The organism is Mycobacterium sp. NPDC048908, assembly GCF_043197955.1.
Classification (GTDB): Bacteria; Actinomycetota; Actinomycetes; order Mycobacteriales; family Mycobacteriaceae; genus Mycobacterium.
Genome location: NZ_JBICUE010000008.1, coordinates 190,429 through 211,976, shown reverse-complemented (window position 1 = coordinate 211,976; position 21,548 = coordinate 190,429). Strand labels below are relative to the sequence as shown.

Here is a 21,548-nt window from a genome sequence, read left to right as displayed (position 1 = left end):
TCGGAGTGCCATGCTCGCCGTCCTCTTCGCCCATGCGGTCGCGACCGCCTTAGCACCGCTGCTCGTGTACCGATGGGGCCGGCTGGCGTTCTATCCCCTGGCGCTCGTCCCGCTCGGTTCCCTGTTCTGGGTGGTGTCGAACTGGCCCAGCCCCCGCGGGACGACGGTCAACGTCTCGTGGGTGCCCGCGTTGTCGATGGACATCACCCTTCGCTTCGATTCGCTCGCCGCGATCATGAGCGTGTTGGTGCTGGGGATCGGCGCGTTGGTGCTCTTCTACTGCACCGACTACTTCCATCACCGTGACGGGCACACCGAAAAGCGGCTGCCCAGCTTCGCTGCCGAACTCGTCGCGTTCTCGGGCGCCATGTTCGGCCTGGTCTGCAGCGACAACATGCTGGTGCTCTACGTGTTCTGGGAGCTCACCACGGTGTTGTCGTTCTTGCTCGTCGGGCACTACGCCGAACGCGCCACCAGTCGAAGGGCCGCTACCCAAGCCCTTTTGGTGACCACGTTCGGCGGGCTGGCGATGCTCGTCGGCATCGTCGTGCTCGGCAATGCGTCTGGCACCTATCTGTTGTCCGGACTGCTCGCCGCACCGCCGACAGGTGTCGCGGCGTCGATCGGAATAGTGCTGGTTCTGGTCGGCGCGCTGTCGAAGTCCGCGATCGTCCCGATGCACTTCTGGCTGCCCGGCGCGATGGCCGCGCCGACACCGGTCAGCGCCTACCTGCACGCCGCCGCGATGGTCAAGGCCGGCGTTTACCTGGTGGCCCGGATGAGCCCCGGCTTCGCCGACTCGCCGCCGTGGCGGCCGACCGTGGTAACGCTCGGCGTGCTCACCATGCTGCTGGCCGGTTGGCGTGCGGTCCGCGAATACGACCTGAAGCTGATTCTGGCGTTCGGCACGGTCAGCCAATTGGGCTTGATCACCGTGATGGTCGGTGCGGGCGGCGGGGATCTGATGTTGGCCGGATTGGCCATGCTGTGCGCGCACGCCATGTTCAAGGCGGCGCTGTTCATGGTCGTCGGCATCATCGACCACGCCACCGGTACCCGCGACATCCGCAGGCTCGCGTGGCTCGGTCACCGCAGTCCCCGGCTGCTGATCGTCGCCATTGGCGCGACCGCGAGCATGGCCGCGCTTCCGCCGTTCCTCGGCTTCGTCGCCAAGGAGGCCGACTTCGAAACCGTCGCGCACGCGCCGCAACTGGGTGCCGCGGCGCCGTATGTCCTTGCCGGCATCGTGCTTGGCTCGGTGTTCACCACCATCTACAGCCTTCGGTTCCTGATGGGAGCGTTCGCGAGAAAGGGTCGGGCAGAACCCAGCAAGCTGGTCGCCGAAATGCACCGTCCTGCAACGAGTTTCCTGATATCCCCGGCCATCTTGGCCGCTGCTGGATTGGTGTTCGGGGTGTGGCCCGCCGGCCTGGACCGGGTTCTGGACACCTACGTCGACACCGTTCCCGGCAGTGACCGGTACAGCCTTGCGCTGTGGCACGGCTTCGGCATGCCTGTGCTGTTGTCGGTGTTGGTGTTGGTGGTCGGCACCGCCGCGTTCTTCGGCCGGGCCAGGTTGCGGCAGCTTCGCACGATCAAGAAACCGCTCGGCAACGCCGACCACATCTACGACGCCGCGCTGCGCCTGCTGGATCTGGGGTCGGTGCGGCTCACCGGCTTCATCCAGCGGGGTTCGATCCCGGCCATCCAGTCGACGATCCTGTGCACGCTGGTGGTGGTGCCGGTGGTCGCGCTCGCTGTCGGCGCCCGCGACCGACCCCAGTTCGCGTTGTGGGACTCGCCGCTGCAGGTCGTGGTGGGGCTGCTGATGCTGTCGGCGGCGTTGGGTGCGACCGTGATGCGCAACCGGTTGGCTTCCGTGCTGCTGATCGGTGTCACCGGCTACGGCTGCGGCGTGATCTTCGCCTTCCACGGCGCGCCAGATCTGGCGCTCACCCAATTCCTGGTCGAGACACTGACTTTGGTGATCTTCGTGCTGGTGCTGCGCACGCTGCCCGCTGAGGCCGACAGGGAGAACATCAAGCGGTTGCGGCTACCGCGCGCAGTGCTCGCACTTGCGGTGGGGGCCACCGTCACCTCGCTGGCCGCGTACGCGATGGCCGCGCGCACCGGCACCCCGATCGCCTCCTTGCTGCCCGACGCGGCGTACTTCCGCGGCCACGGCGCCAACACGGTCAACGTGTTGTTGGTCGACATCCGGGCCTGGGACACCCTTGGCGAGGTGTCGGTGCTGCTGGTCGCGGCCACCGGTGTCGCGTCAATGGTGTTCCGGCACAGGCGTTTCGGTGCTCCGCCACGCGTTTCGGATGCGGGTCAGCCCGACATCGGCCGGCTACCGGAGTTCGCGATCAGCCCGGCCGCGGGCGATGTCACCTGGCTGCGTGGCAGCGAGTTGCGCGATCCGAGGCACCGGTCGCTGGTGCTCGAGGTCGCCACCCGGATGATCTTCCCGCTCATCATGGTGTTGTCCGCATACTTCTTCTTCGCAGGGCACAACACCCCCGGCGGCGGGTTCGCAGGCGGGCTCACTGCAGGCCTCGCGCTGGTGCTGCGCTATCTGGCGGGCGGGCGTTACGAACTCGGCGAGACGCTTCCGTTGGATGCGGGCAAGATCCTCGGCGTCGGCCTCGGCCTGTCGGCCGGTACCGCGGTGGCCTCGCTGCTCGTAGGCGCGCCTGCGTTGTCGTCGGCACTGATCCAGATCGACGTGCCGGTGCTTGGCACCGTCAAGTTCGTCACGGCGTTGTTCTTCGACCTGGGTGTGTACATGATCGTCGTCGGACTGGTGCTCGACGTGCTGCGCAGCCTCGGCGCGCGGGTCGACGTGGAAATCAGCGAGCGTGCCGCGGCGGTGGCGTCCCGATGACCACATATCTGGTGCCCCTGGTCCTGATCGGCGGACTCTCCAGCGTCGGGGTCTACCTGCTTCTGGAGCGGACCCTAACGCGAATGTTGTTGGGACTGCTGCTGATCGGCAACGCCATCAACCTGTTGATCCTGAGCGTCGGCGGTGCGTCCGGCAATCCGCCTATCCGAGGCCGCGTCAGCGACGGCGAGACCACCACCGCGGATCCGTTGGCGCAGGGGATGATCCTGACAGCCATCGTGATTTCGATGGGCATCGCCGCCTTCGTGCTGGCCCTGAGCTACCGCTCTTATCGGTTGAACACGGTCGAGGAAGTCGACGTCGATCCGGAAGATGCGCGGGTTTCGCAACTCGCCGAGTCGGACGGGGCGCCGCTTGCCGACGACCGCCCCGAGCCCGACCGCGCGATCGACACCGACGCGCCCGACGAACTCGACGCGTTGCCGGAACACGAGGGGTCGCGATGACCGCCGCCGTGCTGATGCCGCTTCCGGTGCTGATCCCGATGGTTGGCGCGGCGGCGACGCTTTTCGCGGGGCGCAGGCCGCGGCTGCAGCGGCTGATCACTCTTGTCGCGCTGTGCGTGGTGACGGTGGTATGCGGGATGCTGCTGCACCTTGCCGATCGCGACGGAACGCTGGTGCTGCACATCGGAGGCTGGGGGCCGACGGAGGCCGGGTTGGGCCCGCTGGGAATCAGCCTGGTGGTCGACCGGTTGTCGGCGCTGATGCTGGTGGTGTCGTCGATCGTGTTGCTCGCCGTGGTGTTTTACGCCATCGGGCAGGGCATCCGCGACGGCGATGACCGCCAACCGGTTTCGATCTTTCTGCCCACCTATCTGGTGCTGTCGGCGGGCGTGTGCACCGCATTCCTGGCGGGCGACCTGTTCAATCTGTTCGTCGGCTTCGAGGTGCTGCTGTCCGCGAGCTTCGTGCTGTTGACCATCGGCGCGAGCAAGGACCGCGTCCGGGCGGGCATCGCGTACGTGATGGTGTCGATGGTGTCGTCGCTGGTGTTCCTGTTCGGCATCGCACTCGTCTACGCCGCGACCGGGACGCTGAACCTGGCCGAGCTGGCGGTCCGGCTCGACGGAGTGGCGGCGGGCACCAGGACAGCGTTCTTCGCGGTGCTGCTCGTCGCGTTCGGCATCAAGGCCGCGGTGTTTCCGCTGTCGAGCTGGCTGCCGGACTCCTACCCCACCGCACCCGCACCAGTCACCGCGGTGTTCGCCGGCCTGCTGACGAAGGTCGGTGTGTACGCGATCATCCGGGCGCACTCGCTGCTGTTCCCCAGCGGCGGGCTCGATCCGTTGCTGTTGGTGGCCGCGCTGCTCACCATGGTGGTCGGCATCCTGGGTGCGATCGCTCAGAGCGACATCAAACGTCTGCTGTCCTTCACGCTCATCAGCCACATCGGCTACATGGTGTTCGGCATCGCGCTGTCCAGTCAGCTCGGCATGTCGGGTGCGATTTACTACGTGGCGCACCACATCGTGGTGCAGACGACGCTGTTCCTGGTGGTCGGCCTGATCGAGCGCCAGGCGGGCGCGTCGACGATGCAGCGGCTCGGCGGGCTGGCTGCAGTCAGCCCGCTGCTGGCGTTCCTGTTCGTCGTTCCTGCACTGAATCTCGGTGGCATTCCCCCGTTTTCCGGGTTCATCGGCAAGGTGGCGCTGCTGGAGGCGGGCGCGCAGAGCGGCTCCGTGCTCGCCTGGGTCCTGGTGGGCGGGAGCGTCGTGACGAGCTTGTTGACGTTGTATGTGGTGGCCCGGGTGTGGACCAAGGCGTTCTGGCGATCACGTGAAGACGCGCCGGAAGGTCAGCTGTCCGCGGCGTCGCCTTCGGTGCTCCTCGACGAGCCGGAGGACATCGAGTTCGTCGACCGCGATCACGTCGGCCGGATGCCTGTCGGCATGGTGTTGCCGACCGGGGCGCTGATCGCCGTCGGCCTGACACTCACGGTGCTTGCCGGGCCGATCATCTCCTACAGCGGCCGCGCCGCCGACGAGGTGCTCGACCGCGGTCACTACATCAGCGCGGTGCTGGGGAGCCGAGAATGAGAAGTATCGCGCTGCGGGGATGGGTGTTGCTCTGGCTGATGCTGGTGTGGATCCTGTTGTGGGGCGCCGTGTCTGCTGCCAACATCGTGTCGGGCCTGGCCGTCGCATTGGGCATAACGTTGCTGTTGCCGCTGCCCGTGGTGCCCGTCGAGGGCAGGCTGCATCCGGTGTCGCTGCTGCGGTTGATCGCCCTGGTGGCGTGGCATCTGGTGGTGTCGTCGATGCAGTTGGCGTGGCTCGCGCTCAAGCCTGGGCCGCCGCCGCTGAGCGCGGTGTTGCGCGCACACGTGGCGGTCAAATCGGATCTGGTGCTGGCATTGGCGGTAAACATGATCAACCTGACCCCTGGCACCATCGTGCTGGAGATCGACCAGGTTCGGCGAATGATCTATGTGCACGTGATCGACGTCGGATCCGAGCGCGCGGTGGCCAGGTTCTACCGCCAGATCGCGCAGATCGAGCGGATGCTGGTGGCGGCCTTCGAGCGCGACGAGGATTGGCGGCCTGTGGCGGAGGGGGAGAGCGCATGATCGGCGAGCGAGTAGCGAAGGCGGATCGCGCGTGATGGGCGTCTGGGTGATCGCGGCGGTCATGCTGACCACGGCGGGCGCGCTCACCATGTACCGGTTGCTCGCAGGCCCCAGCACGCTGGACCGCCTCGTCGCGCTCGACGCCCTTGTCGCAGTGACGATGTGCGCGATCGGTGCCTGGGCCGCCTACAGCCTGGACACCACAGTGACGTACGGCCTCACCGCTCTGGCGTTGATCAGTTTCGTCGGTTCCGTCAGCGTCGCCCGTTTCCGTGTCCCCGACACCGAAAAGCCAAGGGCACGACGGGGTTCGCGATGAATGGGTGGGACATCGTCACCGCTGTGCTGGTGCTCGGCGGTTCGACACTGGCGCTGACGGCGGCCATCGGGGTGGTCCGCTTCCCCGACACGCTGACGCGCATGCATGCGGCGACCAAGCCTCAGGTGCTGGGGCTGTTGCTGGTGCTGGCCGGCGCCGCGATCCGACTGCGCGGCCACGCCGACGTCGGCATGATCATCCTCACCGGCTTGTTCACGGTGATCACCGCCCCGGTGATCGCCAACCGTGTCGGCCAACTCGCTTACCGCGAGCAGAACATTCGCGACGACCTGATGACCCGTGACGAAATGCTTGAGTTCGCCCAGGAGAGGGAATCCGGTGGCAATGGCGAGAACTGACGACGACAGTTGGGATATCACCGAGGGAGTCGGCGCGACAGCCCTCGGCGTGGCATGGTCACGGTCGCAGGAGGCGACGTCGGACTGTCCGCTGTTCACCGATCCGTACGCCCGGATGTTCGTCGATGCGGCAATGGAACAGGGTTGGCAACTGCCGCCGAGTCATATGCTCGAGCGCATCCGATCCATCGGCAACTACGCCGCGTCCAGGACCAAATGGTTCGACGAGTTCTTCATGGCGGCAGGCGCCAACGGCATCGACCAGGCAGTGATCCTTGCCGCAGGCCTCGATGCGCGGGGCTGGCGGCTGCCGTGGCTGGACGGCACCGTGCTCTATGAAATCGACCAGCCCGGCGTACTTGAATTCAAGGCCGAGACGCTGGCCCGAAACGACGCCGAACCGAGCGTGTCGCGCTATGTCGCTGTGCCGATCGACCTGCGGCAGGACTGGCCGGAAGCGTTGCGCGACGCCGGATTCGACATCACGGTGCCGACCGCGTGGACGGCCGAAGGGTTACTCCCCTATCTCCCGGCCGCCGGCCAGGACCTGTTGTTCGAACGGATCGCCGAACTCAGCGCCACCGGCAGCCGTGTCGCGGTGGAATCGTTCGGGAAGGGCTTCTTCGACTCGGATTATCTGGCCGCCCGTCGGGAACAGATGCGCCGGTTACGCGAGGAAGCCGGTGAACCGGACGGCCCCGACGTCTCTGATCTGTGGTACATCGAGGACCGCACCGATGTGGCCGATTGGCTGGCTGAGCGGGGCTGGCAGGTGACGGCGGTCGAGGCACGCGACCTGATGAAGCGCTATGGCCGCTGCAAGTCCGATCAGTCCGAGGACACCACCCCGCGCTCGGTGTTCATCGAGGGACATCTGCTCTGTTGAGCGACGGCCTTCGGCCACCGTTATTCGGAGAGCTGAAACTCGACCATCGCCGTGACGGTGTCCACCGCGTCCTGAAGGGCGGCCACCCGCTCGGCAACGGTGGGTGCGGCCAGCACCGCGTAGCGGTCGGCCTGGCCCATCGGTAGACGGGAAGCCAGCGCGTACAACCACATTGCCGCGTCCCCGGAGTCGTCGGCACCGGCCACGATCTCCCTCGGGTCGACTTCGGATCCGTTGGCCTTGGCAAGCCGTTCGAACAACGCGACGATCCGGTCCTCGACGTCGCGGATTGCGTCGACGTCGACCGCAGGGCCGGGTTCGTCGGGCCAAAACTCCACGGCCGCCCGGGGATAGGGATTGTCGGGATGCCACTCGAGGACCCGGATCCGCTCGGCCATCACGCAGCCCAGTCGGTAGCGCCCGTCGCCGAAATCGGCACATTCGGTGATGTGCGCCATCGTGCCGACATCGCTGCGGCTGTCTCCCCCACCGACTTCGCGACCCGCCGAGATCAGCACCACGCCGAACGACGGATCCGCTGCGGTCAAGCAGTCCGAAACCATTGCGGTATAGCGGGGTTCGAAAATCCGCAGCGGCAGCTCCTCGCCGGGCAGCATCGCCACCTCCAGCGGGAACATCGGTGTGACGAGCACGGCTAGATGTCCAACTCCGCAACCAAAGAGTCGACCACCGCACGCAGATCGCCGTCGTTCTCCTCGGCAACTCTGCGCTGGCGCTGATAGGAGCCGCCCGACCGGTAGATGTCGGAGACCCTTGCCAGCTCGTCGGCGCATTTCAATGATTTGGCAACCGGCTCAAGCCTGTTCAGCAATTCGTCGAGGTCCTCGGTCACCAGCCGCTCATTGCTGTCGGCGTCCAGGATGATGACCGCGTCAAGACCGTAGCGCGCCGCGCGCCACTTGTTCTCCTGCACGTGCCACGGCGGCATGGTGGGCAGCCGCTCGCCGGCGTCCAGGCGGTGGTCCAGATCGACGATCAGGCAGTGGGTCAGCGCGACAAGCGCCGAGAGCTCACGAATGTTGGAGACCCCGTCGAAGATCCGCACCTCGACCGTCCCCTTGTGGGGCGATGGCCGGATGTCCCAGCGGATCTCGTTCATGTGGTCGATGATGCCGGTCTTCTTCTGGTCGTATACGAAGCCTTCCCATTCCGCCCACGTCTGGAAGTGGAACGGCAGGCCCGCGGTGGGCAGCTGCTGGAACATCATCGCGCGGTTCGAGGCGTAGCCGGTGTCCTCCCCGTCCCAGAACGGCGAGGAGGCCGAAAGCGCCAGCAGGTGCGGATAGTGGTTGAGCAATGACGTGTTGATCGCCATCACCTTGTGCGCGGACGAAATGCCGACGTGCACGTGCACACCCCAGATCAGCATCTGGCGGCCCCACCACTGCGTGCGCTTGATCAGTTCGGCGTAGCGCGGTGCGTCGGTGAGGCTGCCCGGAGACCACTTCGCGAACGGATGGGTGCCCGCACAGAACAGTTCCATCCCGCGATCGCGGACGATCTTGCGCGCGGTGCCCAACGTCGACCGCAAGTCGTCCATCGCCTCAGGCACCGAATCGCAGATGCCGGTGACGACCTCGACGGTGTTGCGCAGCAGTTCCTTGTGGACGTGGGGGTTGTTCTCGCCGAGTTCGACGATCACCTGCGCTGCCTCGTTGCTGACATCGCGGGTTTCCGCGTCGACCAACGCGAACTCCCACTCGACGCCGAGCGTCGGCCGGGGGGAGCCGGCGAAGTCTATGTGGCTGCTAGCCGGTTGCCTACCCGGAATTGATGACACCGCACGCCACACGCTTTCCGGCGTCGCCGGTGGCCAGCGTCTCGGCGTCCGGCGGCGGCGCGCCGTTCACCTGCTGGTAGCGCTCCGGCGGGATGTTGGCGAAGTTGTCCGCCTTCTCGTGGATGATGATCGCGGTCTTCGCGCCGCCCGTCAGATCCTCCGCGGTGAACGCGTCGGTCGTCGTCACCAACTTCGCGGTGCCGTCCCCACGAACCTGCAGCGAGACCAGATCGCCGCTCGCGGGGTGGCCGGTGTGGCCGGACTTCTGGAAATGCCCACCCGCGGAGAGGAAGTCACCGGGCGCGCCGCCGGTCGGGGCGACGGAATTGGCTTCGCACTTGCCGACCGAATGGATGTGCAGACCGTGGAAGCCAGGGGCGAGCTTGCCGGGTGTGGTGGTCTCGACGGTGACGGTCGCGAAGCCACCCGCGAACTCGATGTCAGCGGTGGCCACCGTGGTTCCGTCGGCCGTCTTCAGCTGTGCGGTGAGTTTCTCCCCGCCCGCGGCGGCCTGCCCCTGCGCGCCCGGTCCGGTTTGGGCCTCGGTGGGCGAGCCGGTGGGCGCAGGCGAACCGGTCCATACCGGCGGTGTGGTGCCGGGTTGGGTGGCGACGGGTTCGTTCGGGCTGCACGCAGTCAGTGCGACGAGGGGAACGGCGAAGAAGGCAGCGGCAGCGACGGTCTTCAGCATGCGCAAGAGCCTAGCCGGTAACCGCTACGACCACGCCCGGCGGTTGCTCGGTCAGCTCGGGAACCCGCGGTTGTACCGGCGCCTCGAGCAGCTTGCCCACTTCGTCGGCGGCCTCGCGCTCACCGGGCGCGTCGCTGAAGAACACGGTGGTAGCCGAGATCTCCGGCAGGCTCAGGTTGCCGGTGTCAGTCACATTCCAGCCGGCTTCGCGTAGCCGGTTCGCGGTGTTCTCGGCGGCACCCTCGGTTGAGGAGATGTTGTAGACCCGCACGTCGGCCTTGGCGGCCGCGGCTGTCGGTGAGGGCGACGTCGCCGGTGGGGTGCTGGTGGTGGTGGCGATCGACGAGGATTGGTCGTTGTCCGAGTCGTCGGACCCCATCGCCTGGAACCCGACCAGCAGGAACACCACGCCTAGGAAGAGCAACACCATCACCATGGCGCGCAGTGGCAGTCCGGACGAGTTTCGCTGATTCATTGGCGCCCACTCTATCGAGAGGGGATCCCAGGCCCGAAAACCCTAGGTGACGTCGAAGCCCAGCCGACGAGCCGCACGGGCCTTCTGCCGACTTGCCCGCAACCGACGCAGCCGCTTGACCAGCATCGGATCCGCCGCCAACGCCTCCGGACGGTCGACCAATGCGTTGAGCACTTGGTAGTAACGGGTGGCCGACATCGAGAAGAGTTCCTTGATGGCGTCTTCCTTGGAGCCCGCGTACTTCCACCACTGACGCTCGAACGCCAGGATGTCGTGCTCGCGTCGGGTCAGCCCATCGGTGAGTTCAGAGTCGTCCCCGGATTGCTCAGTCCGCGCGATCGCGCCGTCCATATTGCCCCTGGACCCTTCCCCACACTCGAAATGACATAGCTGACGTTTCGGCGAACATTCAATCACGGGATCGGAGGCGTAAGCGTTACCCGGACCCGCGAGTCGGGTTAGAAGGATTGCCGACTTAAGCTTCCCCCGTGGCCATCAGACCCATCGTCATAGTCGGAGATCCCGTCTTGCACACTGCGACCGAACCGGTGCCCGTCGCTGACGACGGTTCGCTGCCTGCGGATCTCGCCGATTTGATCGAGGATCTGTACGACACGATGGCCGCCGCCAACGGGGTCGGACTGGCGGCGAATCAGATCGGTGTCGCCAAGCGGGTGTTCGTCTACGACTGCGCCGATGAGCGAGGACGCACGGAGCGCCGCCGGGGCGTCGTCGTCAATCCGGTCCTCGAAACGTCCGAGGTGCCTGAGACGATGCCGGATCCCGACAACGACGACGAAGGCTGTCTGTCGGTGCCCGGTGAGTCATTCCCGACGGGGAGGGCCAAATGGGCTCGGGTTACCGGTCTCGACGCCGACGGCACGCCGATCACGCTCGAGGGCACCGACCTGTTCGCGCGGATGCTGCAACACGAGACCGGCCATCTGGACGGGTTCTTGTACCTGGACAGGCTGGTGGGCAGGCATGCGCGCAGCGCGAAACGGGCGGTGAAGTCGCACGGTTGGGGCGTGCCTGGGCTGACGTGGATGCCCGGCGAGGATCCAGATCCGTTCGGTCACTGACCTGTGGTCGAGGTCGGCGATCGCGTCGTCGTGCGGTACCGGCTACCTGCCGGTTCCACGCCGCCGCTGACCGATGTGGTCGGACACGTGTTGTCCTTCGGCGATACGTTGTCGATACGCACCAAACGCGGCGAGGTGGTCGACGTGGCGACTGCGGACGTGGTGACGATGAAAACGCTTGCCGCAGCGCCGGTGCGGACAGGTGATATCCGCAATCTCGAGTATGCAGCAGCGATGGCATGGCCCGGTGCGGAGCATGAGTGGGTCGACGGTTGGCTGATGCGATTCGGACACGGAAGCACCCGCCGGGCGAATTCGGCTGTGCCGCTGTCTGTTTCGCCGAGCGGTGTTGGTGCGGTTGTCGAATGGTATGCGGCGCATGGCCTGACACCTCTGGTGGCGGCGCCGGACCGGCTACTTCGGATTCCGCACGCAGTAGCGACCGACGGTGAAAACTTGATCATGACAGGCGAATTGGATGTCACGGCCGCTGGTGTGGACATCGCGGGCGCGCCGGACGACGACTGGCTGCGGCTGTATCAGCGCGGGGTTCCCACCGACGTGCTGGCCGCCGTCGTCGACGGCGAGGTGGCGTTCGGTTCGATCGCGGGGGCCGCTGTGGGCAGGGCCGCGGTCACGGTCGCGCCCGACGGCGTGCGCTGGGTGGGACTGTCGGCGGTGCACGTGGTGCCCGAGGCGCGGCGGCGCGGCCTGGCACGTCACTTGTGTGCGGGACTGCTGGCATGGGGCGGCGAACGGGGTGCCACGCGGGCTTACGTGCAGGTGCTGACGGACAACGGCGCGGCCATCACGCTGTACGAGTCGATGGGGTTCACCGTTCATCACCGTTCCCGCTACGTGGACGCCCGTAGCCTGTAGGCCATGCGGCTGGCCACGTGGAACGTGAACTCGATCCGCGCCCGCGTTGATCGGGTCACCGACTGGCTCGGGCGCGCCGATGTCGACGTGCTGGCGATGCAGGAGACGAAATGCTCCGACGAGCAGTTCCCTGTCATGCCGTTCCTTGCGGCCGGCTATGAGGTCGTGCACTGCGGTTTCAACCAGTGGAACGGAGTGGCGATCGCGTCGCGGGTCGGAATCGACGACGTGCAGGTGGGCTTCGAGGGTCAGCCGACGTGGAGTGACAAACCCGATGTCGAGGCCGCCGCGGAAGCACGGGCGCTCGGCGCGACGTGCAGCGGCGTGCGGGTGTGGAGCCTGTACGTACCCAACGGCCGATTCGTCGGCTCGCCACATTACGATTACAAGCTGGAATGGCTTGCAGCGCTTCGCAATACAGCACACCGATGGCTAGCCGAGGATCTATCGGCACAGATCGCACTCGTCGGCGACTGGAACATCGCGCCCACCGACGAGGACGTATGGAGCCCGGAGTTCTACGCGAACAGCACCCACGTCACGCCACCCGAACGTGCTGCCTTCAACGCGATCGTCAACGCCCGATACGCCGACGTGGTGCGGCCGTTCACGCCAGGACCCGCGGTGTACACGTACTGGGACTACACCCAGTTGCGGTTCCCCAAGAACCGCGGCATGCGCATCGACTTCATCCTCGGTTCGCCTGCACTGGCACAACGCGTGACGCATGCGGAGATCGTCCGTGAGGAGCGCAAGGGCAAGGCACCGAGCGACCACGCCCCCGTCCTGGTGGAGCTTGCTTAGATCCGCAGGCTTACGCGCGCATTTCTGATGAGTCAACAGCCTGTGGATAACTTCTGTTCGCCGGCCTGTTGTCTGGCATAATCGAACGTATGTTCGAGGGTTCGGCGGAGGTCTTGGTCGGTGAGATCGAGGACAGTGTCGGACGTGAGTCGGCGTTGATGGCGCATCGGTGCGCGGCGATCGCGGCGCTGTTGATGTTGCGCACCGCCGAGGCTGAGGCCGCTGATCCGGATCCGGGCTGGTCGATGATCACCGGGTTCGCCCGCGCCACCGCCGAGGTGTCGGCGGCGATGAACATGACCGCGCGTGGGGCGCAGCATTTGGTGGCTCAGGCCGAGGCGCTGGATGTGCGGTTGCCCAAGGTCGCGGAATTGTTGGCGGCGGGCCGGACGGATTGGCGCACCGTGGAGCAGGTGATCGCGCGCACCGAACTGGTCAGCGATGCGGTGTCGATGGCCGCGCTGGACGCCGAGTTGGCCGAGCGGATCGGGTCGTGGGTGTGCTGGTCGCGTCGACGCGTGATCAACGCCGTGGACGCCGCAGTGCGCCAGGTCGATCCGCAGGCCGCCAAGGAGCGCCGGGTGCGCGCCCATCACGAGCGCTACGTGCATGTCACCCCGGGCCCCGACGGCATGGCCCGCGTGCACGCCAAGCTGCCCGCGGTGGTGGGCGCCGCCTTCGACAAGCGGCTGGCGCAGATGGCCAGATCGGTGTGCGGCAAGGATTCGCGCACCATCGAACAGCGCCGCAGCGATGCGATCTGGGCGCTGAGCCAGCGCCGCGAGTTGACCTGTGACTGCGGGCAGACCGACTGCCCGACACGGATGAGCAACGCGGAGGGGCCGCCGAGTCCGGTAAGCACGGTGATCAATGTGATCGCCACCGAGGCCACCGTGGTCGGCGACAGTGAGCAGCCCGGGTATCTGGAGGGCTACGGGGTCATCGACGCCGAACAGGTCCGCGAGATCGCCGAGACCGCGGCGATGCGCCCGGTGCAATGCCCGCAGGTCAGCGACGAGGCCGCGCGCCGCTATCAACCCTCGGCGGAGTTGGCAAACTGGATCCGGTGTCGGGATTTGACCTGTCGGTTTCCCGGCTGTGACCGCAAAGCCTGGATCTGCGATATCGACCACACCATCGCGTTCAACCACGCCGATCCCTCGGCCGGCGGGTTGACCGTGCCGCAGGACCTGGGGTGTGAATGCCGCGAACACCACCGGCTCAAAACCTTTCACGGCGGGCCGGGTGGCTGGCGCGAAAAACAGTTACCCGACGGCACCATCGTGTGGACCTCGCCGACCGGGCGCACCTACATCACCACCCCGCTGGGGTATGACCTGTTCCCCCAACTGCGCCAAGCCTGTCGGGCGCCCACCCCACGCAAACGCAGCCGAGCCAAAGAGCTGGCCACGCGGATCACCCGCGCGCGTGCCCACCTGCGCGCTCAGCGGCCGGTCAACGCCGAAAACCGCCGAGTCAACCAGGCCCGCCGCCGCGAGATCGAACTACGCAAATGGCGCAACCAATCACGGCGCTACCTGATCCTGTTCCACGGCAAACAACACAGCATCAGCCCCTGGTGCACCTGGCTCAACGACCCCTTCGAACCCGAAGAACTCCCACCCGACTGGAAACCACCACCACCCCCAACACCCACCGAAGACGACGACCCACCCTTCTAGGAGGACCATGAAGATTCTTGTGGCGACTGCCTTTTCGCAAGGCGCCAGTCCGGACGACTATCACCACTGCATCGAGGGTGAGCTGGTCTGGCTGCAAGATCCGTGCGATCGAGACAGGAAGGATCCTGATGGGCCCTGCGGCTGCGGCCGAGGCTTCGCCGGCGCTGCATCGCACCGGGCCACGACGACGGCGATGGTCATTGAGTCAACGATGTCCCGCGACGACGTCATACTCGCCTTCCGGACAAGCCTCGCGGACGGCGGCTGGCCGATCGAGTGGGCCGACGAGGTTGCCGACGAAAACCTGGAAATCGCAGCACAATTGCCGGAGGGAGCCATCATCGTGCGGAAAATGGAGCGCTACTTCGTGCGCGGCGTGCTGCTGCCGTCCCCGTCACCCGAACAGCGGTAAAGCCCGCTTACGCGCCAGCGCATCCATCCCACGCTGAATGCTGTTCTGCACCTCCCAGTACTTCTCTTCGAGGTACTCGTCGTCGTCGGCGCGAGCGGGATCGTGGTCCAACTCGACCGCAGGCATCAGCCGCGTCCGGATCTTCGCGGGCAACGGGAACTGGGGCAGGGCGGCGGGCGCGATCCCCCATGGCAGCGAGGCGGCAATCGGGAACACCTTCAGCCGCAGCAGCTTGTCCAACCGCAAAGTGCGAGAGAGCTGGTCGCCGCGGACCAGCACCGGCATCGCGTCCGCACCACCGACAGTCGCGATTGGAACGATGGGCACTCCAGCGCGGATGGCCATCTTCAGAAACCCCTTGCGACCGGCGAGGTTCGCGCGGTCGCGTTCGGTCCACGGCCGCAATGAGTCGACCTCCCCGCCCGGCCACACCGCTACATCTCGCCCCTCCGCCAACGCGGTCGCCATCGAGTCCGGTGCGGCGGGAAGCACGCCCATCGCGCGGAAGTAGCGGCCGATCAGCGGCATGGCCATCAGCACGTCGTGTGCCGTGCCGTGCAGCACCCTCTCCTGGCCGAACCGCCGCCACCACTGCACGCCGACGGTCCACGCGTCCCAGACGAACGGAGCTCCCGAATGAATGCCCACCAACAGCACCGGCGGGTCGGGCAGGGTTTCCCAACCGTCGAACTCCATCCGGAACCAGTGATCGACCAGGAAGTTCCAGAAGTACTTCTGCCGCTGCATGGTGGCCTCGTCGGGACCGCTGAGCTCCCATTCGCCTGCGCGCTCGTTCAGCCACCCGACCAGGCCTTCGTCCTGCTGACTGCGCCGGGCGTCCATCCGGCTGCGGGCCTCGTCGGCGTGTTCGCGCGCCTGCCGACGTACTTCAGAAGACCGATGATCTGTCGTAGTCATGGGGCATGGATACCCACGACCCGCAGTCGGCTATCCGTCGCCCTTACGCTTCGTCGTCACGCCTCGGCTTGATCGCGCAACTCCTCACCGGCGAGTACCTCGCCGGCTTCGTCGTCACGCCTCGGCTTGATCGCGCAACTCCTCACCGGCGAGTACCTCGCCGGCTTCGTCGTCACGCCTCGTTGTCAGCACCCGGCTCGTCCGCGTAGCGGCCCGGGTTGAAGACCGACGCGATCGCGCCGATCACCATCATCACCGCGGCGGCGGTGAACACCACCACCAGCCCGGCATGGAACGGCTCGGTGATCAGGTGCGGGAAGAACGTCTGGCCCGTCAGCACGTCGGCGTTCACACCCGGGTGCTGCAGAGCGCCCGACGGCGCCAACAACTCAGCCATCGGGTTGTAGCCGAGGAAGGCGGCGAACAGGCTGCCGACCGGCGGCAGGTTCGCGACCTCGTGCGCCACCGTCGCGGACACACCTTGTTCCTGCAGACTGGAGCTCATGGCCGAGGGCAGCGTGTTCGCCAGCCCAATGATCATGAGCGAGAAGAAGATTCCGATCGACAGCGACGAACCGGCATTGAAGAAGGTCGCTCGTACACCGGATGCCGCGCCGCGTTGGGCCGCTGGCACGCTCGACATGATCGCCGCCGTGTTGGGCGCGGTGAAGATGCCACCGCCGAGGCCGTTCAAGAACACCAGGATTGCGAAAACCCAGTAGTTGAAATCGACCGGGATCAGCACCAGCGCGATGAACGCACCCGCCATCAGCACCATGCCGCCCACCGTGAACAACCGCGCCCCGTAGCGGTCCGCCAGTGAACCGGCCATCGGCGCCGCAATCAGGAAGCCGAACGTCGCGGGAAGCAGGTAGATGCCAGCCCACAGCGGTGTCGACTCAAAGCTATAGCCGTGCAACGGAAGCCAGATGCCCTGCAGCCAGATGATCAGCATGAACTGCAGACCGCCGCGGCCCACCGACGACATCAAACCCGCAAGGTTGCCCATACCGAACGACGCCGACCGGAACAGCCGAATGTCCACCATCGGCTGTGGCACCCGCAACTCGATCAAGCAGAACGCGACGAGCAGCAGTACCCCGAGAAGGATCGAGCCGAGCACCCACGGGTTGGTCCACCCGGTCGTGGAATCGCCGTACGGCTGGATGCCATAGGTGATCCCCGTCAGCAACACGGTCAGCCCGATGCCGAACGTCAAGGTGCCCGCCCAGTCCAGTCGGCCAGGTGTTCGCACGCCGAGCTCCTTCAGCGACCGGTAGCTCCACACCGTTCCGAGCACGCCGATCGGCACGCCGACCCAGAAGATCGCCTGCCAATGGATCTCAGACAGCACGCCGCCGATCAGCAGACCGAGGAACGACCCGGCGACAGCGGCCACCATGTTCACACCCAGCGCCATGCCGCGCTGGTTCGCAGGAAACGCGTCGGTCAGGATGGCCGCCGACGACGCCATCAGCATGGCGCCACCCACTCCCTGGACGACCCGCCACCCGATCAGCCACAGTGCGCCAGGGCCCATGTGGAACGGGTCGAACGACAGCGCGATCGCGGCAACCGTGAAGACGGCAAACCCGAGGTTGTAAATGCGCACCCGACCGTACATGTCGCCGAGGCGGCCGAAGAAGACCACCAGCACGGCGGTCACCACCAGGTATCCCATCAGCATCCACAGCAGGTAGCTGACGTTGGCCGGCGCCAGTGGGTTCAATCCGATGCCGCGGAAGATCGCGGGCAACGAGATCAGCACGATCGACGCGTTGATCGAGGCCAACAGCATGCCCAAAGTGGTGTTGGACAACACGATCCACTTGTAGAACGGGTGGTCGTGGTCCATCCGACGCCGCCGGTCCGCCGTGACGGCCAGCGCCGCGTCGACGTCAGAGGCGCTCGGGGTCTTCGTCATGTCAACTTCGGTCGTCATCTGTTCACTCACGTATCTATGTCTCAATGGCGCAGCTAACCCGGCGCAAAACACATATATTAGCTATACAAAGCAACGCGGGGCAATTCGTATTCCCCGGTGGGCAGATTCCGCAGCCTGCGCTAGCCTGCATACTGTCCACACACGGGAGCGCACACCCAGTGCGCTGAGAGGACAGCTCGAGCTGGTCATCGGCTCGGCCTTGGCGATCATTTGCCTCCGCCAAGGGGTGCTGTCGACCGTACGAACCTGACCGGGTAATGCCGGCGTAGGGAGATGAAATGGTTCATTCTGTTGTCGATCCGTCTGTCACCACCGGCCCGATCACGGGCAGCACCAAGATTTACGTCGACGGTGTCCCGTTCCGGCGCGTGCACCTGACCAACGGTGAGCACTTCGACCTGTATGACACGTCAGGCCCATACACCGATCCGCACGCCGAGATCGATCTGCACCGCGGCCTGCCGCCACGGTCGAGTGTCGTCAGCGACAAGGGCACACAACTGCAGCGCGCCCGCAACGGCGAGATCACCGCGGAGATGACGTTCATCGCCGCACGCGAAGGCATGCCGGCCGAACTGGTTCGCGACGAGGTGGCCGCCGGTCGGGCGGTGATCCCCGCCAATCACAAGCACCCGGAGAGCGAGCCGATGGTGATCGGCAAGGCCTTCGCGGTGAAAGTCAATGCAAATATTGGCAATTCGGCTGTCACCAGCTCCATCGCCGAGGAAGTCGACAAGATGGTGTGGGCCACCCGCTGGGGTGCCGACACGATCATGGACTTGTCCACCGGCCGCAACATCCACGAAACCCGCGAGTGGATTCTGCGCAATTCACCGGTGCCGGTCGGCACGGTGCCGATCTATCAAGCCCTGGAAAAGGTCAACGGCGACCCCACGCAGCTGACGTGGGAGATCTACCGCGACACCGTGATCGAGCAGTGCGAACAGGGCGTCGACTACATGACGGTGCACGCAGGCGTGCTGCTGCGCTACATACCGCTCACCGTCAAGCGGGTCACCGGCATTGTGAGCAGGGGCGGCTCGATCATGGCCGCCTGGATGCTGGCACACCACACTGAATCCTTCCTCTACACCAACTTCGCCGAGTTGTGTGAGATCCTCGCCCGCTACGACGTGACGTTCTCACTCGGTGACGGCCTCCGCCCAGGTTCGATCGCCGACGCCAACGACGAGGCGCAATTCGCCGAACTGCGCACGCTCGGCGAGCTGACCAAGATTGCCAAAGCCCATGGCGTGCAAGTGATGATCGAGGGCCCCGGCCATATCCCGCTGCACAAGATCGTCGAGAACGTCCGCCTCGAGGAGGAGTTGTGCGACGAGGCTCCGTTCTACACGCTCGGCCCGCTGGCCACCGATATCGCCCCCGCCTACGACCACATCACCAGTGCCATCGGCGCGGCGATCATCGCCCAAGCCGGTACGGCAATGCTGTGCTACGTCACCCCCAAGGAACATCTGGGCCTGCCTGACCGCAAGGATGTCAAGGACGGCGTGATCGCCTACAAGATCGCCGCGCACGCAGCCGATCTCGCCAAACAACACCCACGGGCCCAGGAACGCGACGACGCATTGTCGAAGGCGCGCTTCGAGTTCCGCTGGCACGACCAGTTCGCATTGTCGTTGGATCCCGACACCGCGCGCGAATTCCACGACGAGACCCTGCCCGCCGAGCCCGCCAAGACGGCGCACTTCTGCTCGATGTGCGGGCCGAAGTTCTGCTCGATGCGTATCACCCAGGACATTCGTGATGCGATGGCGGAGAAGTCCAAGGAATTCGCCGACCACGGAAACCAGATCTACCTACCCTTGGCGACATGACTTTCTTGCCGCTTACACCGCCGGGCCAGACGCCGCTCCGGGTGATGACCATCGCCGGGTCTGACTCCGGCGGCGGCGCTGGCATCCAGGCAGACCTGCGCACCTTCGCGATGCTCGGCATGCACGGCCTGGTCGCCGTGACGGCGGTGACGGTGCAGAACTCCGTCGGCGTCAAAGGCTTTCACGAGATTCCGCTCGAGGTGATCGCCGGTCAGATCACTGCCGTCGCCGAGGACATCGGTGTGCAGGCCGCCAAGACCGGCATGTTGGCGTCGTCGGAGATCATCGACGTCATCGCGGGTACCTGGCGTGATCAGGGGCTGGCAGGCAGCGTGCCACTGGTTGTCGATCCGGTCTGCGCATCGATGCACGGCGATCCGCTGCTGCATCCCAGCGCGCTGAATTCGTTGAGGAGCCAACTGTTTCCGCTGGCGACGCTTGTGACGCCGAATCTCGACGAGGTCCGCCTGCTGGTAGACATAGACGTCGTCGACGACACGAGTCAGCGCGACGCCGCGCGCGCCCTGCACGCGCTTGGGCCACAGTGGGCGCTCGTCAAGGGCGGCCATCTGCGGGCGTCGTCACACAGTCCGGATCTGTTGTTCGACGGCACCGACTTCTACGAATTCGATGCCACCCGCATCGACACCGCCAATGACCACGGTGCGGGCGACAGCCTGGCCGCGGCGGTGGCGAGCGCGCTGGCCCACGGCTACCCCATGCGCGATGCCGTCGCATTTGGAAAACGTTGGGTCACCGAATGCCTGCGGGCGGCATACCCCTTGGGCCATGGGCACGGCCCGGTGTCGGCGTTGTTCAGACTGGGGTCATGAGTCTCGACGCCATCGCGGGTATCGCGCATCAGCCCAAGGGCAAGGCCAAGGGCGCAGTGGTGCTCACCCACGGCGCAGGAGGCAGCCGCGAATCCCCGCTGTTGATCAGGATCTGCGACGAGTGGGGGGCCCGCGGTTGGTTCGCCATCCGGTACAACCTCCCTTACCGGCGGCGACGACCGAAGGGGCCGCCATCCGGTTCGGCGACCACCGACCAAGCGGGTGTCGTCGAAGCCATCGCATTGGCCCGCACGTTGACCAAGGGTCCGGTCGTCGCGGGCGGTCACTCCTACGGCGGTCGGATGACGTCGATGGTGGTGGCCGATCAGGCAGCCGCTGTCGACGTGCTCACCCTGTTCTCATATCCCCTGCATCCGCCTGGCAAGCCGGAGCGAGCGCGCACCGATCATCTGCCCGCCATCACGGTCCCGACGGTGTTCACCCACGGCACCGCCGACCCGTTCGGCACCATCGACGAACTGCGCAAGGCCGCGGCGCTGGTGTCGGCGCCCACCGAAATCGTCGAGGTCACCGGCGATCGCCATGACCTCGGCTCCAAGACGCTGGACGTGCCGGTGCTTGCTGTCGACGCGGCGCTACGGTTGCTTGCGTGACCGTGCCGTCGCCCGACCCGGAACGGGTGGGCGGCACGAACGGCTGGGCCATCGCCGCGTTCGTCCTCGGCATACTCGGCGGCACCATCCTCAGCGTGATTTTCGCGATCGTGGCACTGGTGCAGATCCGGGGTCGGCGCCAGCGCGGCCGTGGTCTGGCGATCGCGGCGCTTGTCATCTCGGCCGTGTGGGTTGCGGCCATCACATCGGTGATCGCGTATGGCGTTTCGGGACAAGGGAAGTCGGTGCGGGCGAGTGACCTCGCCACCGGTGACTGCGTCAAGGACTCCTACGATGACCAGCTTCCCACCTGGGTGAAACGGGTGCGCTGCGACCGGCCGCACTACGGCGAGGTGGTCGCGGTGATGACGCGGCCTGACGCGCATCCGGCGGACTGCGGAGCCGAGTTCTTCGGCTACGTGCCGGATTCGCCAGACGGCCCGGTGTTCGAAATCGCGTGGGCAAAGGGCGACCGCTCCATCGTCTGCGTCGCGATGGCAAAGCATGAACGGTCGTCATCGCTGCGTGATTGAC

Annotated in this window: 23 protein-coding genes and 1 riboswitch; of the genes, 16 read left to right on the top strand and 7 right to left on the bottom strand. The window is 66.1% G+C overall.

Annotation, left to right across the window (positions count from 1 at the left end):
- Positions 1 to 10 precede the first annotated feature (10 nt).
- The 7 genes from ACGFK1_RS21560 to ACGFK1_RS21530 are packed head-to-tail and all read left to right on the top strand — an operon-like array spanning position 11 to position 7,040.
- Entirely contained in the window at positions 11 to 2,887 is a 2,877-nt protein-coding gene (locus ACGFK1_RS21560) for a Na+/H+ antiporter subunit A (RefSeq protein WP_393433824.1), read from the top strand.
- Complete coding sequence (locus ACGFK1_RS21555) at positions 2,884 to 3,354, top strand: Na(+)/H(+) antiporter subunit C (protein WP_393433821.1); 471 nt, start codon at positions 2,884 to 2,886, stop codon at positions 3,352 to 3,354. The genes ACGFK1_RS21560 and ACGFK1_RS21555 overlap by 4 nt, the downstream gene beginning before the upstream one ends.
- Positions 3,351 to 4,946, top strand: coding sequence for a Na+/H+ antiporter subunit D (locus ACGFK1_RS21550; RefSeq protein WP_393433818.1), 1,596 nt, complete (start codon positions 3,351 to 3,353; stop codon positions 4,944 to 4,946). Before ACGFK1_RS21555 ends, ACGFK1_RS21550 begins: the two co-directional genes overlap by 4 nt.
- On the top strand, positions 4,943 to 5,476 hold the full coding sequence (locus ACGFK1_RS21545) for a Na+/H+ antiporter subunit E (protein WP_393433815.1): 534 nt from the start codon (positions 4,943 to 4,945) through the stop codon (positions 5,474 to 5,476). The genes ACGFK1_RS21550 and ACGFK1_RS21545 overlap by 4 nt, the downstream gene beginning before the upstream one ends.
- A gap of 31 nt (positions 5,477 to 5,507) precedes the next feature.
- On the top strand, positions 5,508 to 5,795 hold the full coding sequence (locus ACGFK1_RS21540) for a monovalent cation/H+ antiporter complex subunit F (RefSeq protein WP_393433812.1): 288 nt from the start codon (positions 5,508 to 5,510) through the stop codon (positions 5,793 to 5,795).
- Positions 5,792 to 6,154, top strand: coding sequence for a monovalent cation/H(+) antiporter subunit G (gene mnhG, locus ACGFK1_RS21535; protein ID WP_393433809.1), 363 nt, complete (start codon positions 5,792 to 5,794; stop codon positions 6,152 to 6,154). The genes ACGFK1_RS21540 and mnhG overlap by 4 nt, the downstream gene beginning before the upstream one ends.
- Positions 6,141 to 7,040, top strand: coding sequence for a class I SAM-dependent methyltransferase (locus tag ACGFK1_RS21530; protein ID WP_393433806.1), 900 nt, complete (start codon positions 6,141 to 6,143; stop codon positions 7,038 to 7,040). The genes mnhG and ACGFK1_RS21530 overlap by 14 nt, the downstream gene beginning before the upstream one ends.
- Before the next feature lie 20 nt (positions 7,041 to 7,060).
- Here ACGFK1_RS21530 and ACGFK1_RS21525 read toward each other — a convergent pair whose 3' ends face one another.
- From ACGFK1_RS21525 to ACGFK1_RS21505, 5 genes are read right to left on the bottom strand one after another with little or no spacing between them, the layout of a single operon-like run.
- On the bottom strand, positions 7,061 to 7,693 hold the full coding sequence (locus ACGFK1_RS21525) for an LON peptidase substrate-binding domain-containing protein (protein ID WP_393433803.1): 633 nt from the start codon (positions 7,691 to 7,693) through the stop codon (positions 7,061 to 7,063).
- A gap of 2 nt (positions 7,694 to 7,695) precedes the next feature.
- The gene (locus ACGFK1_RS21520) at positions 7,696 to 8,832 is read right to left on the bottom strand and encodes a glutamate--cysteine ligase (protein ID WP_393434100.1); all 1,137 of its coding nucleotides are present in this window, start codon (positions 8,830 to 8,832) and stop codon (positions 7,696 to 7,698) included.
- Positions 8,822 to 9,532 (bottom strand): superoxide dismutase[Cu-Zn], encoded by a 711-nt coding sequence (gene sodC / locus ACGFK1_RS21515; RefSeq protein WP_393433800.1) that lies wholly within the window; start codon positions 9,530 to 9,532, stop codon positions 8,822 to 8,824. Before sodC ends, ACGFK1_RS21520 begins: the two co-directional genes overlap by 11 nt.
- A 10-nt stretch (positions 9,533 to 9,542) precedes the next feature.
- Positions 9,543 to 10,007 carry a LytR C-terminal domain-containing protein gene (locus ACGFK1_RS21510; protein ID WP_393433797.1) on the bottom strand — a complete coding sequence of 155 codons (465 nt, stop codon included), beginning with the start codon at positions 10,005 to 10,007 and terminating at the stop codon, positions 9,543 to 9,545.
- 42 nt (positions 10,008 to 10,049) lie between these two features.
- Positions 10,050 to 10,358 carry a DUF3263 domain-containing protein gene (locus ACGFK1_RS21505; RefSeq protein WP_067805391.1) on the bottom strand — a complete coding sequence of 103 codons (309 nt, stop codon included), beginning with the start codon at positions 10,356 to 10,358 and terminating at the stop codon, positions 10,050 to 10,052.
- A gap of 137 nt (positions 10,359 to 10,495) precedes the next feature.
- Between ACGFK1_RS21505 and ACGFK1_RS21500 the strand changes: the two genes are divergently transcribed.
- The 5 genes from ACGFK1_RS21500 (at position 10,496) to ACGFK1_RS21480 (ending at position 14,866) form a co-directional block, all read left to right on the top strand.
- Positions 10,496 to 11,089, top strand: a complete 594-nt coding sequence (locus ACGFK1_RS21500) for a peptide deformylase (RefSeq protein WP_393433794.1) — start codon at positions 10,496 to 10,498, stop codon at positions 11,087 to 11,089.
- A 3-nt stretch (positions 11,090 to 11,092) separates the two neighbouring features.
- Positions 11,093 to 11,968 carry a GNAT family N-acetyltransferase gene (locus tag ACGFK1_RS21495; protein WP_393433791.1) on the top strand — a complete coding sequence of 292 codons (876 nt, stop codon included), beginning with the start codon at positions 11,093 to 11,095 and terminating at the stop codon, positions 11,966 to 11,968.
- Positions 11,969 to 11,971: 3 nt separating this feature from the next.
- Positions 11,972 to 12,772 (top strand): exodeoxyribonuclease III, encoded by an 801-nt coding sequence (locus tag ACGFK1_RS21490; RefSeq protein WP_393433788.1) that lies wholly within the window; start codon positions 11,972 to 11,974, stop codon positions 12,770 to 12,772.
- Positions 12,773 to 12,861: 89 nt separating this feature from the next.
- Entirely contained in the window at positions 12,862 to 14,454 is a 1,593-nt protein-coding gene (locus tag ACGFK1_RS21485) for a DUF222 domain-containing protein (protein ID WP_393433785.1), read from the top strand.
- A gap of 7 nt (positions 14,455 to 14,461) precedes the next feature.
- Complete coding sequence (locus ACGFK1_RS21480) at positions 14,462 to 14,866, top strand: hypothetical protein (protein WP_393433782.1); 405 nt, start codon at positions 14,462 to 14,464, stop codon at positions 14,864 to 14,866.
- Here ACGFK1_RS21480 and ACGFK1_RS21475 read toward each other — a convergent pair.
- A complete protein-coding gene (locus tag ACGFK1_RS21475; protein ID WP_393433779.1) occupies positions 14,849 to 15,784 on the bottom strand; it encodes a lysophospholipid acyltransferase family protein in 936 nt (311 codons plus the stop codon). The two genes, ACGFK1_RS21480 and ACGFK1_RS21475, sit on opposite strands and share 18 nt — an antisense overlap.
- Before the next feature lie 172 nt (positions 15,785 to 15,956).
- Complete coding sequence (locus ACGFK1_RS21470; RefSeq protein ID WP_393433776.1) at positions 15,957 to 17,726, bottom strand: MFS transporter; 1,770 nt, start codon at positions 17,724 to 17,726, stop codon at positions 15,957 to 15,959.
- Positions 17,727 to 17,860: 134 nt separating this feature from the next.
- Positions 17,861 to 18,019, top strand: a riboswitch (TPP riboswitch).
- Between ACGFK1_RS21470 and thiC the strand changes: the two genes are divergently transcribed.
- The 4 genes from thiC (at position 18,008) to ACGFK1_RS21450 (ending at position 21,547) form a co-directional block, all read left to right on the top strand.
- Positions 18,008 to 19,567 (top strand): phosphomethylpyrimidine synthase ThiC, encoded by a 1,560-nt coding sequence (gene thiC, locus ACGFK1_RS21465; protein ID WP_393433773.1) that lies wholly within the window; start codon positions 18,008 to 18,010, stop codon positions 19,565 to 19,567. It overlaps the preceding riboswitch by 12 nt.
- On the top strand, positions 19,564 to 20,400 hold the full coding sequence (thiD, locus tag ACGFK1_RS21460; protein ID WP_393433770.1) for a bifunctional hydroxymethylpyrimidine kinase/phosphomethylpyrimidine kinase: 837 nt from the start codon (positions 19,564 to 19,566) through the stop codon (positions 20,398 to 20,400). Before thiC ends, thiD begins: the two co-directional genes overlap by 4 nt.
- Positions 20,397 to 21,014, top strand: coding sequence for an alpha/beta family hydrolase (locus tag ACGFK1_RS21455; RefSeq protein ID WP_393433767.1), 618 nt, complete (start codon positions 20,397 to 20,399; stop codon positions 21,012 to 21,014). The genes thiD and ACGFK1_RS21455 overlap by 4 nt, the downstream gene beginning before the upstream one ends.
- Entirely contained in the window at positions 21,011 to 21,547 is a 537-nt protein-coding gene (locus tag ACGFK1_RS21450; RefSeq protein WP_393433764.1) for a DUF4190 domain-containing protein, read from the top strand. Before ACGFK1_RS21455 ends, ACGFK1_RS21450 begins: the two co-directional genes overlap by 4 nt.
- Position 21,548: the final 1 nt, after the last annotated feature.

Bases quoted from the DNA above. Each gene is read 5' to 3' on its own strand.
- ACGFK1_RS21560 (WP_393433824.1), top strand. From the start codon at position 11: ATGCTCGCCGTCCTCTTCGCCCATGCGGTCGCGACCGCCTTAGCACCG.
- ACGFK1_RS21555 (WP_393433821.1), top strand. From the start codon at position 2,884: ATGACCACATATCTGGTGCCCCTGGTCCTGATCGGCGGACTCTCCAGC.
- ACGFK1_RS21550 (WP_393433818.1), top strand. From the start codon at position 3,351: ATGACCGCCGCCGTGCTGATGCCGCTTCCGGTGCTGATCCCGATGGTT.
- ACGFK1_RS21545 (WP_393433815.1), top strand. From the start codon at position 4,943: ATGAGAAGTATCGCGCTGCGGGGATGGGTGTTGCTCTGGCTGATGCTG.
- mnhG (WP_393433809.1), top strand. From the start codon at position 5,792: ATGAATGGGTGGGACATCGTCACCGCTGTGCTGGTGCTCGGCGGTTCG.
- ACGFK1_RS21530 (WP_393433806.1), top strand. From the start codon at position 6,141: ATGGCGAGAACTGACGACGACAGTTGGGATATCACCGAGGGAGTCGGC.
- sodC (WP_393433800.1), bottom strand. From the start codon at position 9,532: ATGCTGAAGACCGTCGCTGCCGCTGCCTTCTTCGCCGTTCCCCTCGTC.
- ACGFK1_RS21510 (WP_393433797.1), bottom strand. From the start codon at position 10,007: ATGAATCAGCGAAACTCGTCCGGACTGCCACTGCGCGCCATGGTGATG.
- ACGFK1_RS21505 (WP_067805391.1), bottom strand. From the start codon at position 10,358: ATGGACGGCGCGATCGCGCGGACTGAGCAATCCGGGGACGACTCTGAA.
- ACGFK1_RS21490 (WP_393433788.1), top strand. From the start codon at position 11,972: ATGCGGCTGGCCACGTGGAACGTGAACTCGATCCGCGCCCGCGTTGAT.
- ACGFK1_RS21485 (WP_393433785.1), top strand. From the start codon at position 12,862: ATGTTCGAGGGTTCGGCGGAGGTCTTGGTCGGTGAGATCGAGGACAGT.
- ACGFK1_RS21480 (WP_393433782.1), top strand. From the start codon at position 14,462: ATGAAGATTCTTGTGGCGACTGCCTTTTCGCAAGGCGCCAGTCCGGAC.
- ACGFK1_RS21475 (WP_393433779.1), bottom strand. From the start codon at position 15,784: ATGACTACGACAGATCATCGGTCTTCTGAAGTACGTCGGCAGGCGCGC.
- ACGFK1_RS21470 (WP_393433776.1), bottom strand. From the start codon at position 17,726: ATGACGACCGAAGTTGACATGACGAAGACCCCGAGCGCCTCTGACGTC.
- thiC (WP_393433773.1), top strand. From the start codon at position 18,008: ATGGTTCATTCTGTTGTCGATCCGTCTGTCACCACCGGCCCGATCACG.
- thiD (WP_393433770.1), top strand. From the start codon at position 19,564: ATGACTTTCTTGCCGCTTACACCGCCGGGCCAGACGCCGCTCCGGGTG.
- ACGFK1_RS21455 (WP_393433767.1), top strand. From the start codon at position 20,397: ATGAGTCTCGACGCCATCGCGGGTATCGCGCATCAGCCCAAGGGCAAG.